This is a genomic window from Phnomibacter sp., from assembly GCF_036803085.1.
In the GTDB taxonomy this organism is placed as follows: Bacteria; Bacteroidota; Bacteroidia; order Chitinophagales; family Chitinophagaceae; genus Phnomibacter.
The window spans coordinates 175,912-191,483 of the sequence record NZ_DAIRUZ010000006.1 but is presented as its reverse complement, the minus strand read 5'-3'; the positions used below and the strand labels follow the sequence as shown (position 1 = coordinate 191,483).

General features: G+C 47.1%; 18 protein-coding genes. 6 read left to right on the top strand and 12 right to left on the bottom strand.

Annotated elements, in window-relative coordinates:
- Positions 1 to 6: 6 nt before the first annotated feature.
- Positions 7 to 621 (top strand): DNA-3-methyladenine glycosylase, encoded by a 615-nt coding sequence (locus V7Q13_RS13135; RefSeq protein WP_333801132.1) that lies wholly within the window; start codon positions 7 to 9, stop codon positions 619 to 621.
- Here V7Q13_RS13135 and V7Q13_RS13130 read toward each other — a convergent pair.
- Both V7Q13_RS13130 and upp read right to left on the bottom strand, forming a co-directional pair.
- The gene (locus V7Q13_RS13130; protein ID WP_333801131.1) at positions 618 to 1,625 is read right to left on the bottom strand and encodes a PorP/SprF family type IX secretion system membrane protein; all 1,008 of its coding nucleotides are present in this window, start codon (positions 1,623 to 1,625) and stop codon (positions 618 to 620) included. The two genes, V7Q13_RS13135 and V7Q13_RS13130, sit on opposite strands and share 4 nt — an antisense overlap.
- A gap of 84 nt (positions 1,626 to 1,709) precedes the next feature.
- Positions 1,710 to 2,360, bottom strand: a complete 651-nt coding sequence (gene upp, locus V7Q13_RS13125) for a uracil phosphoribosyltransferase (protein WP_157479407.1) — start codon at positions 2,358 to 2,360, stop codon at positions 1,710 to 1,712.
- Between the two features lie 148 nt (positions 2,361 to 2,508).
- On the opposite strand from upp, the gene V7Q13_RS13120 reads away from it, so the two are divergent.
- Positions 2,509 to 3,609, top strand: a complete 1,101-nt coding sequence (locus tag V7Q13_RS13120) for an anhydro-N-acetylmuramic acid kinase (protein WP_333801130.1) — start codon at positions 2,509 to 2,511, stop codon at positions 3,607 to 3,609.
- 16 nt (positions 3,610 to 3,625) lie between these two features.
- Here V7Q13_RS13120 and V7Q13_RS13115 read toward each other — a convergent pair whose 3' ends face one another.
- The 6 genes from V7Q13_RS13115 to V7Q13_RS13090 form a co-directional block, all read right to left on the bottom strand.
- Entirely contained in the window at positions 3,626 to 4,417 is a 792-nt protein-coding gene (locus V7Q13_RS13115; RefSeq protein ID WP_333801129.1) for a hypothetical protein, read from the bottom strand.
- A 56-nt stretch (positions 4,418 to 4,473) separates the two neighbouring features.
- Complete coding sequence (gene ade, locus V7Q13_RS13110) at positions 4,474 to 6,129, bottom strand: adenine deaminase (protein WP_333801128.1); 1,656 nt, start codon at positions 6,127 to 6,129, stop codon at positions 4,474 to 4,476.
- A 147-nt stretch (positions 6,130 to 6,276) separates the two neighbouring features.
- On the bottom strand, positions 6,277 to 6,744 hold the full coding sequence (gene rpsG / locus V7Q13_RS13105) for a 30S ribosomal protein S7 (RefSeq protein WP_157479411.1): 468 nt from the start codon (positions 6,742 to 6,744) through the stop codon (positions 6,277 to 6,279).
- Between the two features lie 31 nt (positions 6,745 to 6,775).
- The gene (rpsL, locus tag V7Q13_RS13100; RefSeq protein ID WP_333801127.1) at positions 6,776 to 7,156 is read right to left on the bottom strand and encodes a 30S ribosomal protein S12; all 381 of its coding nucleotides are present in this window, start codon (positions 7,154 to 7,156) and stop codon (positions 6,776 to 6,778) included.
- Between the two features lie 176 nt (positions 7,157 to 7,332).
- Positions 7,333 to 8,106, bottom strand: a complete 774-nt coding sequence (locus V7Q13_RS13095) for a DUF92 domain-containing protein (protein ID WP_333801126.1) — start codon at positions 8,104 to 8,106, stop codon at positions 7,333 to 7,335.
- A gap of 178 nt (positions 8,107 to 8,284) precedes the next feature.
- Complete coding sequence (locus tag V7Q13_RS13090) at positions 8,285 to 9,349, bottom strand: branched-chain amino acid aminotransferase (RefSeq protein WP_333801125.1); 1,065 nt, start codon at positions 9,347 to 9,349, stop codon at positions 8,285 to 8,287.
- A 52-nt stretch (positions 9,350 to 9,401) separates the two neighbouring features.
- Between V7Q13_RS13090 and V7Q13_RS13085 the strand changes: the two genes are divergently transcribed.
- The 3 genes from V7Q13_RS13085 to V7Q13_RS13075 all read left to right on the top strand — a co-directional run bounded on the left by V7Q13_RS13085 (position 9,402) and on the right by V7Q13_RS13075 (position 11,228).
- The gene (locus V7Q13_RS13085; protein WP_333801124.1) at positions 9,402 to 10,103 is read left to right on the top strand and encodes a hypothetical protein; all 702 of its coding nucleotides are present in this window, start codon (positions 9,402 to 9,404) and stop codon (positions 10,101 to 10,103) included.
- A 108-nt stretch (positions 10,104 to 10,211) separates the two neighbouring features.
- Positions 10,212 to 10,787, top strand: coding sequence for an RdgB/HAM1 family non-canonical purine NTP pyrophosphatase (rdgB, locus tag V7Q13_RS13080; RefSeq protein ID WP_333801123.1), 576 nt, complete (start codon positions 10,212 to 10,214; stop codon positions 10,785 to 10,787).
- Between the two features lie 9 nt (positions 10,788 to 10,796).
- Positions 10,797 to 11,228, top strand: a complete 432-nt coding sequence (locus tag V7Q13_RS13075; RefSeq protein ID WP_333801122.1) for an acyl-CoA thioesterase — start codon at positions 10,797 to 10,799, stop codon at positions 11,226 to 11,228.
- A gap of 17 nt (positions 11,229 to 11,245) precedes the next feature.
- On the opposite strand, the gene V7Q13_RS13070 is transcribed toward V7Q13_RS13075, so the two are convergent.
- From V7Q13_RS13070 to V7Q13_RS13060, 3 genes are all read right to left on the bottom strand, one after another.
- On the bottom strand, positions 11,246 to 11,983 hold the full coding sequence (locus tag V7Q13_RS13070; RefSeq protein WP_333801121.1) for a shikimate dehydrogenase family protein: 738 nt from the start codon (positions 11,981 to 11,983) through the stop codon (positions 11,246 to 11,248).
- Complete coding sequence (locus V7Q13_RS13065; RefSeq protein ID WP_333801120.1) at positions 11,983 to 12,753, bottom strand: phosphosulfolactate synthase; 771 nt, start codon at positions 12,751 to 12,753, stop codon at positions 11,983 to 11,985. The genes V7Q13_RS13070 and V7Q13_RS13065 overlap by 1 nt, the downstream gene beginning before the upstream one ends.
- 132 nt (positions 12,754 to 12,885) lie before the next feature.
- Entirely contained in the window at positions 12,886 to 14,310 is a 1,425-nt protein-coding gene (locus tag V7Q13_RS13060; RefSeq protein ID WP_333801119.1) for a tetratricopeptide repeat protein, read from the bottom strand.
- Between the two features lie 152 nt (positions 14,311 to 14,462).
- On the opposite strand from V7Q13_RS13060, the gene V7Q13_RS13055 reads away from it, so the two are divergent.
- Positions 14,463 to 14,816, top strand: a complete 354-nt coding sequence (locus V7Q13_RS13055) for a hypothetical protein (RefSeq protein ID WP_333801118.1) — start codon at positions 14,463 to 14,465, stop codon at positions 14,814 to 14,816.
- A gap of 46 nt (positions 14,817 to 14,862) precedes the next feature.
- On the opposite strand, the gene V7Q13_RS13050 is transcribed toward V7Q13_RS13055, so the two are convergent.
- Positions 14,863 to 15,501 carry a hypothetical protein gene (locus tag V7Q13_RS13050; RefSeq protein WP_333801117.1) on the bottom strand — a complete coding sequence of 213 codons (639 nt, stop codon included), beginning with the start codon at positions 15,499 to 15,501 and terminating at the stop codon, positions 14,863 to 14,865.
- Positions 15,502 to 15,572 lie beyond the last annotated feature (71 nt).

Genomic DNA, 15,572 nt, shown 5'->3' with positions numbered 1-15,572 from the left:
TGATGCATGAAACCTTTGTCCATCTCTTTTTACAGGCAAACAGATGTGGTACAAGTAGCTGCGCAACTCTTGGGCAAGGTACTGCATACCCGTTGGGATAACGAGCACTGCTATGCCAGAATTGTAGAAACAGAAGCGTACAACGGCGTAGTAGACAAAGCCAGCCATGCCTATGGCAACCGCCGCACCAAACGCACAGAAACCATGTACGCAACTGGCGGAATAGCGTACGTATATTTATGCTATGGCATGCATCATTTGTTCAATGTGGTTACTGGTAAAAAAGATGTACCACAAGCTGTACTCATCAGAGCGGCAGAGCCGATGTTTGGCATAGAGCAAATGTTGGAACGCCGCAATAAAAACCAATTGGATGCTACACTCACCAAAGGACCCGGCAGTTTGGCACAAGCCATGGGCATTCATACCCTGCACAGCGGCGAAAGCCTTACGGGACAACAGATTTGGATTGCCGATGATGGTTTCAGTTACAAAGAATCAGACATTATTGCTACACCCCGCATTGGGGTAGATTATGCCGGAGAAGACGCTTTACTTCCCTATCGGTTCATTGTAAAAGGCAACAAATTTGTGAGTGGTAAAACAGCTCAAAACCGTTAGAACTTCGGACAGTTGATGCCTATAGAACCATCTTTTTTATGGATGTAAATCAGCGAGATTTCAAACCCGCCCCGGCTGTTACTTGCAGATTTTAATGAAGAGGTATTCACATCGTAAGAAGCACCAAAACGCCAGTTGCCAAATTCTAATCCGATGTAAGGAATCAATGCATCGCCAAAGCGATACCAGCTGCCGGCATAAAAAGTAGTGGGGCGGTAATCAATATCATTGTTCAAATTGAAACCAACAGCTGCACCCAGCACTGCTTCACGGGCACCCGCCTGACTTTGGTACAAGCCCGATGTGTATACAGTTGCCGTACCACTGGCCAACGGCCAATACAATCCGCCATGCAACGTATAGCGGTGCTGCAAATCGAAATTGGCTCCCCGAAATGATTCTTTCGGCCTGTTGATATGGTACAAAGAAGCACCGGCGTAATAGTTCATGTTGCCATCAAACACACCACTGAACAGTACACCGGTATTCAAACCGAAATAATTGATATTGAGGTTTTGCGGATTGAAAATTTCATTGGTAATACCCGTGAAACCATCGCTGCGCAACTGGTCTTCGAACTTCAGGTTGGCGGTGTTCAACCGCTTTTGCGCATATGTGCCCTGAAAGCCTACCGTTACCGAATGGAAACCATCTTCATCAAGCCCTTTGTGATACGCAAGACTGAGAGAGTAATAGGTATTTTTCAATACGCCATCAGCTTGCTCATCGGCAAAAGCCATACCGCCAATGGCAAGCCGGTCTATCTCCGGTAAGCGGCCGGTGAGAATCGGCGCATCTACACTTACCGTATAAGTAGTGAATGCGTTGTTGATAGTCGGCCACTGGTTGCGATAGTTGCCCGCCACCCGCATGCTGCCATCAAATCGGCCAGTGAGTGCAGGATTCAGCGAAAGCGGTGATGCAAAAAACTGACTGAAACGAGGATCCTGTGCATGCGTTGCCTGAAGGGTAAAGAGCAGTATGATGGTGGTGAGAATGCGCATAATTTGATCAGCAGACAACACTAATTTATGGATACGTTGCTTTGCAGCCGCAACAAATGCGATGTTTAACAAATAAAGCGGCGACTACTGCTGTGTTTTCGGACCGTATGCCAAATCACCCGCATCGCCCAAGCCAGGTACAATGTAGCCCTTGGCCGTCAGCTCATCATCAATATCACCACACCAGATTTTTACGTTGGGGGCGTTTCTGTGTACATACTCGATGCCCACACTGCAGGCAATGGCACATACAATATGTATTTGTGCAGGCGAGCCTTCGCCCACCAGTTCTTCAATGGTCTTTACCAACGAAGCACCAGTAGCCAGCATAGGGTCTGCAATAATGAGCACTTTACCATCCAAATCCGGACAGCTCACGTACTCGAGTTTTATTTCAAATGAACCATCACGATGATGTTTACGATAGGCAGAAATAAAGGCATTGTCGGCCCTGTCGAAATAATTGAGTAAGCCTTCGTGCATGGGCAAACCGGCACGAAGAATGGTGGCCAGCACAGGTTGTTTTTTCAAACGGATAGCAGGGCTGCTTCCCAGCGGCGTTTCTACATCGTAGGTTTCCCAATCGAGTGATTTGGAGATTTCGTAAGCGGCTATTTCGGCAATGCGCTGCAGGTTGCGCCGAAAGCGCATCCTGTCCGTTTGTACGGTTACATCTCTCAACTCTGCCACCCAGGTATTTACCAGGCTGTTTTGCTCACTCAAATTAATGACCATCTGCTGCTATCTAATTGTAAATAAAAAGTAATGTAGCTGCCGCAAAAAAGGGTTTTGCCGGCCTGCAAAAGCCTGCAGATATTGCGGTTGCATTTATCAAAATCAAATATCAATTATCTGTCCGAACTTTCGGGCCGAAAATTGAAATATGTTTTACAGAGTTATCGGTTTAATGAGCGGCAGCAGCCTCGACGGATTAGATATTGTTTTTGCAGAGCTGGATGAAATCCGGGGTAAGTGGAGCTACCAGATAAAGGCTTCCGCATGCATGCCGTATAGCGAAACATGGACCCACAAACTGCGCCATGCCACCGACCTCAATGCAGCCGATTACTTGCGCCTGCACACCGAATATGGTCATTACCTCGGCGAACAAGTCAATGCTTTTATAGAAACGCATCACCTGCAACATCAGGTACAGCTCATTGCCAGCCATGGGCACACCACTTTTCATGAGCCGGAGCGCCGCACGACGGCACAGCTTGGCGATGGTGCTGCTATTGCAGCTACCAGCGGCATCAACGTAGTAAGCGACCTACGGGCCATGGATGTAGCCCTCGGTGGACAAGGGGCTCCCATTGTGCCCATGGGCGAGAAGTTGTTGCTGGCCGACTACCCTCTCCTCCTCAATATTGGTGGCATTGCCAATCTTTCTGCCAATGTAGGCGATGGTTATGTAGCCTTCGACATTTGCCCGGCCAATCGGGTGCTCAATATGTTTGCTGCACAAGCAGGCCAAGCTTACGATGCTGGCGGTGCGTTGGCTGCCAAAGGTTTTGTGCGGGATGAAGTGCTGGCCAAAATGAATCAGCAGCCGTATTACAGCCAACCATTTCCTAAATCACTGGCCAACCAGTTTGGCACCGATGTTATTTATCCATTGCTGAAAGATGCCAACCTTTCGGTGCAAGATGCACTACGCACTATGGTGGAGCACATTTGCATACAAACTACCCGCAGCCTGGGTAAAGTCTTACCAATGTTGTCTGCAGATCAACCCCGAAAACTATTGGTGACTGGCGGCGGTGCGTTCAACGATTTTTTAATTGCCCGGCTTCGCCAAAGTTTACAAGCCATGCAGGTAGAAGTAATTGTACCCGAAGCTGGATTGGTGAACTACAAAGAAGCCTTGGTGATGGCATTATTGGGTGTACTCCGCTGGCGGGAAGAAAACACCGTGATGCACACCGTAACTGGTGCCAGCCGCAGCAGCATTGGCGGTGCAGTGTGGGTTGGTCAGTCGGCATAACTTGCTACTCGTTATACTATTGATGAGTTAAAATAGTACCAGGTTTTACAACTTTAATCAAGTGATTGGTTTTGACTTGTTGTTGCTCCACTTTGAGTTTATCTGCTTTGGTAAATAGTTGCGGATTACTGGTTTCTACCTGTTGTTTCAACTGTGGATTTTTTTCCAAAAAACCAGCCACGGCTACCACCGAATCTTTTTCGGCGCTGTTGATGTCGATGGGTTTGCGGATCACGATTTCATGATTGTCTTCGTTGAACTGCACATCAAAAGCTGCAATGTCGGGATGGTTCACTTCTCTGTTGAGGCTCACCACTCTGTAGCCCGTAATGGGATTGTACACACAAATCCATTTGGGTGGTTTGGCCGAACCTTGTGTGGCCACGCTTCTTTTAATCAATTCAAAACTGCCGTCGGGATTTTTGGTGGTGGTGCCATCATCAAAAAAGAAACGGGTGCCTTCTTTTTCGCCGGGCATCACTACGCCTTTTACATGCCAGTCTATCACCGGCGATTTGGCCAGCTGGCTTTTCATCACCGCAATAGCAGAGTCTTGTTCTTTTACTTGTGCCGTCAATGCTTCCAGTTGTTTGGTTTGCTCATTGCCCAAAATGAAATACTGCAACCCAAGGCCAATAAGTACCAATAAAAAATAGCCAGCAAAAGCACCTTTCAACTTCAGGTTGAGCTTTTTGTAAGGCCCCTCTACATTGGTTTCACTTTCGGGCAAAAACTTATAAATGATAAAAGCAGGTAGCAATGGCAGCAGCAGTATAGCTGAGAGTGCCAGATAAAAATTGTTAGTCATGTGGGAGTGATTTGAATCGATAAGGTAATCGATTCAAATGCCAAATGCAAGCCCTGCTACACAAAGGAGAAACTATCGCCATCGAAGAGGCCCTTGTCGCTCAGCTTGAGGTGCGGTATTACCAGCAGCGCCATAAAAGACAATGTCATAAACGGTGAAGCCAACGTAGAACCCAGCTCCTGCTTTACAAACTGATCGATGGCGGTGTATTTTTCAGCCACTGCGTAACCATCTTCATTGGTCATGAGCCCTGCTACCGGCAAGCCCAATACATGCTGTTCTCCCTTGCCACAAGCAGCTACGCCACCTTGTGCTGCAATTACCAAATTCACAGCAGCACTCAGGCTTTCATCATCCACACCAACGGCTACAATGTTGTGGCTATCGTGGGCTACACTACTGGCAATGGCACCCGCTTTCAGACCAAAATTTCTTATGAATGATTTGGCAATGGGTGCCTGGTGATACCGGTTGACAACCACAATTTTCAACAGGTCATTTGCAACAGATGCATGCATGGCATCACCGTGTACCGGAAAATCGGTGATAGGTAACGTCAACTTATTGGTGATGAGTTGTCCATCTAATGCTTCGATGGCATACACTTGCTCAAAGTTTTCTTCTTCACCCCATTTATGGTGTGGGTAAGAAAAGTCGGCAGCTGTTGTCGGAGCACAATCAAAGTGATTGATGATATGCCATTCTTGTGGCTGAATATGTGCAACGCCGTTGCTGGCCACCAGTTCACCATTGATGTAGGTGGCTGCAACTTCAAATTGCTGCAGGTTTTTCAGTACAATAAAATCAGCAGGATCTCCGGGCTGCAGCAACCCCACATCGAGTTTGTAGTGCTGCACAGGGTTTACACAGGCTACCTGCAACACGTTGAACACATCCATGCCCAGTGCCACAGCTCTGGCACATAGCTGGTTGATGTGACCGAGTACCAAACTATCAGGATGTTTATCATCGCTGCAAAACATCATTTGCGCATACCACTCCGGCAACAGCGGAATGAGTGCATTAAAGTTTTTAGCAGCACTTCCTTCACGAATCAAAATTTTCATGCCCCGCTGTAGTTTATCGAGGGCTTCTTCCAGTGTAAAACATTCATGATCGGTACTGATGCCGGCATCAATGTATTGCTGGGCCGCATCGCCGCGAAGGCCGGGGGCATGACCGTCTACAGGTTTGCCCAACGCATGTGCAGCGGCTATTTTTTCCATCACTTCCGGGTCTTTGTACAATACACCCGGAAAGTTCATCATCTCACTCAGGTATTTTATTTCTGGCCGTTGCAATAATGCAGTAACATCTTTGGCATTGAGGGCTGCACCGGCTGTTTCAAATATGGTGGCAGGCACACAACTGGGGGCACCAAAGTTGAACTTGAAAGGCACCGTCTTGCCATTCTCAATCATGTATTCAACCCCTTCCATGCCACATACATTGGCTATTTCATGCGGGTCGCTGATGGTTGATACGGTGCCATGCACCACAGCCAACCGGGCAAACTCAGATGGAATGAGCATGCTGCTTTCCACATGCACATGGGCATCAACAAAGCCTGGCGTAATGAAAGGAAGCGATGGAATAATAGCGTCACCCAAGGGCTCAATGCTGGCAATGCAGCCTTCAGCAATATGAATATTGGCGGGGAAAATGGAACTGCGGGCAATGTCCACCAGATTGCCGGTAACTGTATGGTTCATGCTGCCAAGTTCTTGCAAAAGCAGCAGCCTACCAAAATACAAGCAACTTGCATTGCGATGAGATACATATGCAAAAAATCCCGCACCCAAAGGGGCGGGACCTTTTTATTCACCTCTAAAAAACCAATTTTAAAAGCGGAGGAAAGATTATACACGGAAGTGACTGAACGCCTTGTTGGCTTCGGCCATACGGTGTGTATCTTCTTTCTTTTTGAAGGCAGCGCCTTCACCTTTGCTGGCAGCAACGATTTCGTTAGCCAGTTTGTCGGCCATACTGCGACCGTTACGCTCACGGCTGTAGCGAACGAGCCACTTGATGCTCAGGCTGATTTTACGGTCGGGGCGAACTTCGGCAGGAATCTGGAAGGTAGCACCACCGATACGACGGCTGCGCACTTCAACAGCAGGCGTAACGTTGGTCAATGCTTTTTTCCAAATTTCGTATCCGTCTTCACCGGTTATTTTGGCTACTTTTTCCAAAGAATCGTAGAAAATAGTCAGAGCAGTGCTCTTCTTACCTTCCCACATCAGGTTGTTGACAAAACGGGTTACCAGTTTGTCGTTGAATTTTGGATCTGGTGCCAGTGGCAACTTTTTGGCTTGCGCTTTCCTCATGATATATGATCAGTTGAAATCTTGATAGAAATTATTTCTTAGCCTTCTCTTTCTTGGTACCATACTTAGAGCGGCTCTGCTTACGGTCTTTTACACCGGCAGTATCGAGGCTACCACGAACGATGTGGTAACGTACACCTGGCAGGTCTTTTACACGACCACCACGGATTAGTACAATACTGTGCTCTTGCAGGTTGTGGCCTTCACCGGGGATGTAGGCAATCACTTCAATCTTGTTGGTCAAACGAACCTTCGCTACTTTACGAAGTGCGGAGTTTGGTTTCTTAGGCGTTGTTGTATATACACGGGTACAAACACCACGGCGCTGAGGGCATGCATCCAGTGCACGGCTCTTGCTCTTGGCTTTAATTACTTCTCTACCCTTGCGTACCAGTTGTTGAATAGTAGGCATTCGATGCTTTTTAAAATTGGACGGCAAAGGTAAGTGTGGAGCAGTTAATTCCAAAAAGAAAATCAAAGAAAAATGAGATTTTACTAAGATTAGGTACCTCCACGGTGGAAAAACCCCGCTATTCCCATGTTTTCCGACTGCATTGCTGCTTTGCCGGATGCAAAAGTCAGCATTTTTTACCAGTAAAAAAGTAGAAACACCGTCACCAATAGCAAATTACTGAACCAGTTTACCGCATCGTTGGTCATTAATATCCAGCCCCGCTGCGGAGATTGGGCCTTTGCAAATAGCGGCTGGTCGCTCCAGCTACCATTGGGCATTATGTATTTTGCCTGCCACAAACTGCCCAAAACAGAATCGAGCAGCATGCCGGCAAAACCAACACCTGCAACGAGTATAATTTGAGAAAAGGAACTATCTGTTCCAATCCATGCCAACGATGCTATGGCCGCCGCCCCCAAAGCACCGCCTACGGTGCCCTGCCAGCTTACACCACCCGATACTCCGGCAGTTAGTTGTTGCCAGCGTACAATATCCACCACCCTTCCGCCAGCCCACTGGCCTATTTCACTGCTCCAGGTATCGGCATTGCTCATGGCCAGCGAAATCCATGCTGCCCACAATAGCACCTCTTGTCCTGTGGTGGCGTGTAGCAGCAGTAAAATGGCCGCAATGCCTCCGTTGGCTATTACCTGAACCCAATCACGTGGCTTACCCATTTTAGCGTCGCTATGGCTGCTACGGGGCAGTTTGCCTAAAGCCGTACCTGAAATGAAAAAGAACAAGAGCCCAACCGATAACCAAAGTCCGCCCTGCCACCAAAAAACCCAACCGAGCATGGCCGCAGCTGCCGCTCCGGATAAATTCAGCCAGCCCTTGCTATAAGCCAGCCAGCCGGCTAAACAACCCAGCAAAACGCCAATCCAAATATTGGGTACGTACTCCATCATAGGCATACCACAATGCTACAGAAATATTTGGCGAAGTACATGAGGGCTAATAACGAAAAAGACGCCCCTTTGGGAGACGTCTTTCTTATTTGGTTAAACATTTTTATTGAACCACTTAGGCAAAAAGAAGGACTAAGCAACATGAAAAAGTTTCGCCTGTTGCTTCGTGAATTTGTTGCTACACACCAAACATCCAGCCGTGTGCATCGGCTTCGTGGCCGTAGCGGATGGCGTTGAGTTTGTTGAGCACAGCAGTTGCCACGGGAGCGTCTTCGGGGTTGAAAAACATGTCGGTTTCTTTGTAGCGCAGTTCTTTTATCTGACTGATAGTAGCAGCAGTACCTGCACCAAATACTTCGGTGAGTTGGCCCGCCTGATAGGCTTCCAGTAATTCTTCAATGGCAATGGGGCGTTCTTCTACTTCGACTCCCATTTCTTTCAGCACGGTGATAACACTGTTGCGGGTTACACCGGCCAAAATGGTACCTGCTTCCAGGCTTGGGGTAAGTGCTTTGCCATTGACAATAAAAAACACATTCATTACCCCAATTTCCTGCACATAGCGGTGCTCCAGTGCGTCGGTCCACAGCACCTGGTCGTAGCCTTTGGCACGGGCCTTGGCTGTAGGATACATAGAAGCCGCGTAGTTACCAGCAGTTTTGGCATAGCCTACGCCACCGGGTACTGCACGTACAAAATATTCTTCCACATATATCCGCATAGGAGCGGTAAAATATGGTCCTGTAGGGCTCAGAATAATCATAAATGTGTACTTCTCCGAAGGGCGTACGCCAATGGCATCGTCGCTGGCAAACATGAAAGGGCGGATGTACAAAGCATGGTCAGGGTACTGCGGCACCCAAGCTTTGTCAATCTCAATCAGCTGGCGCATGCCTTCAATGAAAATTTCTTCCGGCACGGTGGGCATTTGCATTCTTTCGGCGCTGATGTTGAAGCGGTGAAAGTTGTCCATGGGCCGAAAAATGGCCACTTCGCCACCCGGGGTCGGATAGGCTTTGATACCTTCAAAAATGGACTGACCATAATGCAACGCCGCGTTGCTGGGGTCGATGGAAATAGACTGGTATGGTTTGATTTCGGGCTGTTGCCAGCTACCATTTTCATAGTGCACAATGAACATGTGGTCGGTAAACATCCGGCCAAAAGGGATTTTTTCGAGGCTTACACCTTCGAGTTTGCTTTTCTCTGCAAGGGTTACTTTTACATCTAATGCTGCAATCATCTTTCAGCGTTTATTTTTGTCAAAGAAACAAAATGCCTACCAACCAGCCGTCATGAGTGAGTCAAAGAGTGAATTTCAAGAGATAAGATTGCCAGACATGATTCTGGCTGACATGTTTGGTCAGCACCTGGTTTCGATAGAGGGCGACTACCAGCCCGTAGCCCGTGCCAGCACAGCCGCCGCAGTAGCACCACCGCCTGCCGCCCCCGCACAAAAGTCTGTGCTGCCTGTGCCGCCTGCACAAGCAGCCGTTCCAACAACCGAGGATCCCAAACCTGCTCCTGTGGCCCTGCCAATGCCTGTTGCTGAGCCGGAGCCAACGCCCGTTGAGGTTACACCCGCATCATTATCATTGCCGCCGCATGCCGTGCTGGGCAATTTTAAGCAGCAGGTATTGCTGATACTGAACGAGCCAAATGCCGTGCATTGCAAAGACGCAGACCTGGAGTTTTTGCAAAAAGTAATTGCCTCTGTGAAACTGAGCATGGATCATATTGCCATCCTCAACACCCATGGCAAACAGGTAACCTACCCCGAACTGAAAGCACAGCTACCGGCCAAAGTGGCCCTGTATTTTGGGGTAGAGCCGGTGAGCATTGGTGTACCCATGCGCATTCCCTACTTTCAGGTGCAACCATGGGATGATTGCCGCTTTTTGTATGCGCCTTCACTGGCAGAAATCAATGGTAACAGCCCCGCACAGGTAGAACTGAAAAAACAATTGTGGATGGCTTTGAAAAAGATTTTTGGATAACGAATGAAAAGACTTGAGACATTACATAAACCTGTAAACGTTACTCCCGTTACCTCAAATATTGTTTTGTAAATTTTCAGCAGTCATTTTAAAGAACCAGCCGTTTTCATGCAACTCATTTTCGCCACCAACAATGCCCATAAAGTAGCCGAAATACAACAGGCCATTCCTTTTGGTATTCAGGTATTATCGCTAAAGGAAGCAGGCATTGTGCAAGACATTCCTGAACCGCACGACACACTCCAGGGCAATGCCAGCGAAAAGTCGGGGGTGATATTGGCCCTTACGGGAAAAGATTGTTTTAGCGAAGACACCGGACTGGAAGTTGATGCACTGCATGGAGCCCCCGGCGTACGCAGTGCCCGCTATGCCGGCGAAAAAGCCAGCTTTGCAGATAATGTGACTCTGCTATTGCAAAAAATGCAAGGTGAAGCCAACAGAAAAGCCCGTTTTCGTACCGTTATTTCACTCCGCTGGAAAGGCGAAGAACATTTGTTTGAAGGCATTTGTGAAGGACAAATAACCACAGCAGTGCAAGGTTCCGGCGGCTTTGGTTACGACCCTGTATTTGTGCCCGATGGCGACAAGCGCAGCTTTGCGCAAATGACCTTGGAAGAAAAAAATCAGTATAGCCACCGTGCAAAAGCCGTGGCCAAATTGTTCGAATTTTTAGCTCATCTGTAATTGCCTGTTATGCCCCGTATTAAAATTCCGCAACTGAGCCACTACCCTTTTAGTGTGGATATACCCGTTCGCATCAGCGACCTCAATTATGCCGACCATGTAGGCAACGATTCCTTCCTGTCTATCATGCATGATGCAAGAATGTTGTACCTGATGTCGAGGGGCTATTCGGAAATGAATGTAGAAGGATTTGGACTGATTATGGCCGATGCCTGTGTAGAATACAAGGCGCAATTAAAGTATGGCGATGTAGTAAAAGTTGAAGTCGGCCTCGACGATTTCTCCAGTGTTGGTTTTGATGTGTATTACCGCCTTACCGTGCAGCGCAATGGCCAGCCGAAGATTGCTGCACTGGGCAAAACAGGCATGGTGCTGTTTGATTTTCAGGCACAAAAAATGGCCCCCATCTCCGCAGAATTGAAGGCCAAATTGATTGGTTAATTTTTTACTTCAGGGCATTATGGTTCATTCCAAATGCGCCAGGCAGCTTCTGCCTGACCTACGAGCATGTCGTAGCCATTTTTGGTAGCAGCACCACGAATGGCTCCTTCTTTCATAAACTGCGTTTGCTCGGGGTTGTACACCAAATCGTACAATAAATGGTTTGCACCCACCGCATCGTAAGGAATCACAGGCTTTTCCAACACATTCGGGTATGTACCCAACGGTGTTGTATTGATGATGAGCGGATGTGAATGCACTACTTCAGGCGTCAGCCGGTCGTAAGTGAGTGTAGATCCATCATGCAATTTGCGGCTCACTACTTCGAAAGCAATGCCCAATTTGCTCAGCACATACATCACCGCTTTTGATGCACCACCATTGCCCAATACCAATGCCTTTACGTGCTGCTGTTGCAGCAAAGGCTGCAAACTATTTTCAAATCCAATGTAATCGGTATTAAAACCTTTCAGCCTGCCTTGCCGTATGCGAATGCAGTTGCATGCCTGCAAGGCAGCAGGCAATCCACTGGTATCGTGCAGGTATTGCAGCACTTCCTGCTTGTACGGAATGGTTACATTCAAACCTTCCAGCTCCGGGTGATTTTGCAACAACTCTGGCAACTTGCCAATACTGGAAATTGGAAATAGTTCGTAGCGGCAATCTATTCTCCTTTCTATTTCAAACTTGCGGGTGAAATAATTTTTGGAGAAGGAATGTGACAGTGGATAACCAATTAGTCCGAACAGGCGCATCAGGCTTTTTCCTTATCGAGGTAGAGGTTAAAAGTATCGCCCCGCAAACCAATCCGCATGGCTTCCAAAGGAATTACTTCAGAAGGCGCAATATTGCCGAGGTTTACGTTGCAGCCAATAAGTTCGAGGAAGTATAATTGCTGTGCTTTTTGCGGCGCTTCCCAAATGATTTTTTCGGCAGGAATCTGTGTCAAAATTTCCTGCACCAAACCTTCACGTACTTCGCCACTGCCGCGGTAAATGCCTACGTTACCAGCCTCACGGGCTTCAGCAATTACATAGCTGCTGCCAGCTTCGAGTTCGGCCCGCATCAGTTCAATCCACTTGTACGGAGGAATGATATGAGCAGCATCTTTGCTACCCACTTCGCTCAGCACTTTGCCATGCTTGGTGAGCTTTTCAATGTAACCGCATTTTTCAGCATGCGGAATGGTAATGCTACCATCAGAAACTTCAATCCAATCGATACCATAATCTTTAATGACTGAAATGTAATCCTCGAACTGATTGCGAATGGCAAATGCTTCGAACAGCGTACCACCAAAGTAAACAGGGATATCGTAAGACTTATAGGTTTCAATTTTCTTGCGCAAATCAGGTGTAACGTACGAAGTGCCAAAACCGAGTTTCACCACATCTACATGCGGGTAGGCAACACTCATAAAGTTTTTCACTTCTTCTATACTCAGGCCCTTGTCCATGACCATGGTAATGCCGCAGCAACGAGGTTTTACAAACCGGTCGGGCATTTGTGAAAGGGTAAAATTCATACTGGTTGTTTTAATTTGAACGGCTGCAAACCTAAGCCAAAAACGGGGTGCGGCCGCATGACAATCATCAGGGTTTATGCACACAACAATGCCCCCATAACGAATGAAATATGCGTTAGAATGCAGCCTCATTTAGCGTTTCCCTTTTTTCTTGAGATAGGTATTTGCCAGATCTATCACCTTATTCATTTGCAATAAACCCGGCACCAGATCGGTCATTTTTTTAAACCCCTGTGGGTGAACGGATAAAGCGTTTTCTAATTCAAGCAGGGCTTCTTTTGTTTTACCCAAACCAAAAAGCGCCGCACTGGCACTGTATAAAAACTGTGCATTGCCCTTCGTTAATTCATAGGCCGCCCGGCTTTGTGACAGTGCTTCTTCAAAAAATTCTCCCTGCAGCAGCACACCAATTAATGCCTCCTGACCACGCAGGTTTTTGGGTTTGGCTTTTACTACGGCTGCATAGTGTTGCGCCGCTTCTTTCAGCTTATCAAGTTGCAAATAGCAATCGCCCAGCAGCAGATTAAAATCGGGCTGGTTGCGATGAATACGCATCACCGAATCCATTTGCCGGATGGCTTTATCAAACTTCGATTCGCGGTAATAAGTGATGGCTATTTTGTAGTGAATACGGGTATCATCGGCATTGATGTGACTGGCTTTGCGATAGTTGAAACGGGCCAGTGGAAAGTTGCCGAGCTTGTGGTAGCAGTGGCCGATGGCTTCATAAATTACATCTTCAGGTCTGCTTAGCTCCAGCACTTTTTCTAAACTCTCAATGGCATCCTTGTATTTGCGAATGCGGATATAGGCATCGCCCATATTGCGATAAGCAATGTCCAGTTTATCATCAATAGCCAGCGCATATTGATAAGCGTCGATGGCTTTTTCGTAGAGTTTTAGCCCTTGATAGGCAGCTGCCAAATTGAACCATGCCAGTTCATTAAAAGGATGCTCATCGGTAATCCATTGGTGCAGGCGAATGCTTTCTTCGCTGCGGCCGGTAAAGTCGGCCCAGAAGCAAATTTTGAGCAGGGCCTCTTCATTGTTAGGATCCTCTTCGAGTATCAACTTCAAACAGTCGAACACCTTTTGAAAATCTTCATAATCATCGTACACATCAGCCAGTTCAAACAACAATTCAATTCGTTCTTCGCCACTGAATAATGCCAGACTTTCCTCCAGCAGTCGGGCTGCTTTTTCGGGCTGCTCCAGTGCCAGATACGCATCTGTTTTCAATATGTACAAAGAGATGTCGTTGGCATCGTACAACTCCGCTTTTTCCAGCACTTCCAGTGCTTCTTCCACCCGCTGCTCGGCTATCAGAAAATCGGCCTTGCGAAACATGAGCGGTGCGGCAAAAGGAAAATGTTCGAGGCCAATGCTGGCGGCTTCCAGCGCTGCGGGTACATTTTCCTGGTCGTCGAAATAATTGATGATGCGTTCGAAATCCTCCTCTTCTAAAAATGAGGCAGCCCGGCCCAGCTTAAGGTTGTTGTATGCCTTCAGCAGTTCCTGCATTTCTTCTCGTTCTCGACGGCTGGAAAAATTGGCCATAGGGGTTGAAGTAAGTTGTTTTAAAGCTACAGGTAAGCCTTTATAATATTCAGCGGCCTAATTTCAGTTTTATCCACTTTCTCACAACAATTTCCAGCGGGTGACGTTATGTTAATTGACATATTGCTAACTTTTCACTTACTTTTGCCGAAATGCGCCTGAAACTAAATATTACCAGCAGCTTTGCACTCTCAGCAGTTTTACTGTTGGGCATGGCTGTTTGCTCTCAGTTTCATTTGTACGCTGCCAAGGGCGGAAGCAAAGAGAAAAAAGGCTATGTATTGAAATTCAAGACGTTTGATACAAAAACAAACTTCCAGCGCCAGTTCACCCTTCAGCCCGGAGTGCAGTACAAAGGCAGTTTCAATCAGGTAATTAAAACGCCGCAATCCACTACGCTGCAGTCTATTATTACTTACCAAAGAGGAAACACAACATTCATTTATCCTTATCAACATAAGGTTTCGGTGCCGAAGTTTAAAACACCAGAACCAGTAAGAAATTAAAAAGACCGCTGTTGCGGTCTTTTTTTATGAGGTGCAGTTAATTGAATTACTGTTCAAATGTCAGCAGTTTTACCCCCGACTTAGGCATTTCAAATTGTGCCGCATTTACCATGGTCATTTGTACACTTTGGGCCTGATAGCTTACTGTAACACCATTGGGATTGGTGATTTCGTATTCCAACACCAGCCCCGGCAGGCTGACAAACAGAGGGTCGTAGCCGTGGGCCATCATGGTAAGGTCGGTGCAATAATAGACAACCACTTCGCTGCCATCGGCCATTTTACCGGTAGCTTTTTTACAGGTGTATCCGGCTATTTGCTTCAGCGTTTCTTCTTTAGTAAATACAATGCCATCATACCTTTTGTGGTACTTTTTCCAGTTGGCCCCCGCCAGTTCCAGCAGGTATTTTTCGTTGCCGCTTTGTTTAATAATAAAGCCATTGCCTGATTGTGCATCGTACACGGTACTTTGGCTGCGCAGCGGGCTTTTAAAATCGAGCTTGGCTTTGTTTGATTTTACAAGCAGGGTTTGCGTAGCGCCGTTGAAAGCGCTGGCTACTGAAGGATTATCGCCACCTTTCAACACCGATACAGAATATTGAACAACGCCTTCGGTCATTACTTTTTGCGCCCACAGTATTTGTGTACACATCAGAGCCAATCCCAAGGTTAGGTACTTTTTCATGAATAGTATTTATACAAGTAGACAGCAAATTAGGGAAAATGTAAAACGGCATCTTGCCAATTAACATGCTA

What these genes read in the sequence shown, in the direction of transcription:
- upp (WP_157479407.1), bottom strand. Translation starts at nt 2,360, where the DNA reads ATGGTCATTAATTTGAGTGAGCAAAACAGCCTGGTAAATACCTGGGTG.
- V7Q13_RS13135 (WP_333801132.1), top strand. Translation starts at nt 7, where the DNA reads ATGAAACCTTTGTCCATCTCTTTTTACAGGCAAACAGATGTGGTACAA.
- V7Q13_RS13065 (WP_333801120.1), bottom strand. Translation starts at nt 12,753, where the DNA reads ATGAATTTTACCCTTTCACAAATGCCCGACCGGTTTGTAAAACCTCGT.
- V7Q13_RS13130 (WP_333801131.1), bottom strand. Translation starts at nt 1,625, where the DNA reads ATGCGCATTCTCACCACCATCATACTGCTCTTTACCCTTCAGGCAACG.
- V7Q13_RS13085 (WP_333801124.1), top strand. Translation starts at nt 9,402, where the DNA reads ATGAGTGAGTCAAAGAGTGAATTTCAAGAGATAAGATTGCCAGACATG.
- V7Q13_RS13095 (WP_333801126.1), bottom strand. Translation starts at nt 8,106, where the DNA reads ATGATGGAGTACGTACCCAATATTTGGATTGGCGTTTTGCTGGGTTGT.
- V7Q13_RS13060 (WP_333801119.1), bottom strand. Translation starts at nt 14,310, where the DNA reads ATGGCCAATTTTTCCAGCCGTCGAGAACGAGAAGAAATGCAGGAACTG.
- V7Q13_RS13090 (WP_333801125.1), bottom strand. Translation starts at nt 9,349, where the DNA reads ATGATTGCAGCATTAGATGTAAAAGTAACCCTTGCAGAGAAAAGCAAA.
- rpsL (WP_333801127.1), bottom strand. Translation starts at nt 7,156, where the DNA reads ATGCCTACTATTCAACAACTGGTACGCAAGGGTAGAGAAGTAATTAAA.
- ade (WP_333801128.1), bottom strand. Translation starts at nt 6,129, where the DNA reads ATGAACCATACAGTTACCGGCAATCTGGTGGACATTGCCCGCAGTTCC.
- rdgB (WP_333801123.1), top strand. Translation starts at nt 10,212, where the DNA reads ATGCAACTCATTTTCGCCACCAACAATGCCCATAAAGTAGCCGAAATA.
- V7Q13_RS13120 (WP_333801130.1), top strand. Translation starts at nt 2,509, where the DNA reads ATGTTTTACAGAGTTATCGGTTTAATGAGCGGCAGCAGCCTCGACGGA.
- V7Q13_RS13075 (WP_333801122.1), top strand. Translation starts at nt 10,797, where the DNA reads ATGCCCCGTATTAAAATTCCGCAACTGAGCCACTACCCTTTTAGTGTG.
- rpsG (WP_157479411.1), bottom strand. Translation starts at nt 6,744, where the DNA reads ATGAGGAAAGCGCAAGCCAAAAAGTTGCCACTGGCACCAGATCCAAAA.
- V7Q13_RS13050 (WP_333801117.1), bottom strand. Translation starts at nt 15,501, where the DNA reads ATGAAAAAGTACCTAACCTTGGGATTGGCTCTGATGTGTACACAAATA.
- V7Q13_RS13055 (WP_333801118.1), top strand. Translation starts at nt 14,463, where the DNA reads ATGCGCCTGAAACTAAATATTACCAGCAGCTTTGCACTCTCAGCAGTT.
- V7Q13_RS13070 (WP_333801121.1), bottom strand. Translation starts at nt 11,983, where the DNA reads ATGCGCCTGTTCGGACTAATTGGTTATCCACTGTCACATTCCTTCTCC.
- V7Q13_RS13115 (WP_333801129.1), bottom strand. Translation starts at nt 4,417, where the DNA reads ATGACTAACAATTTTTATCTGGCACTCTCAGCTATACTGCTGCTGCCA.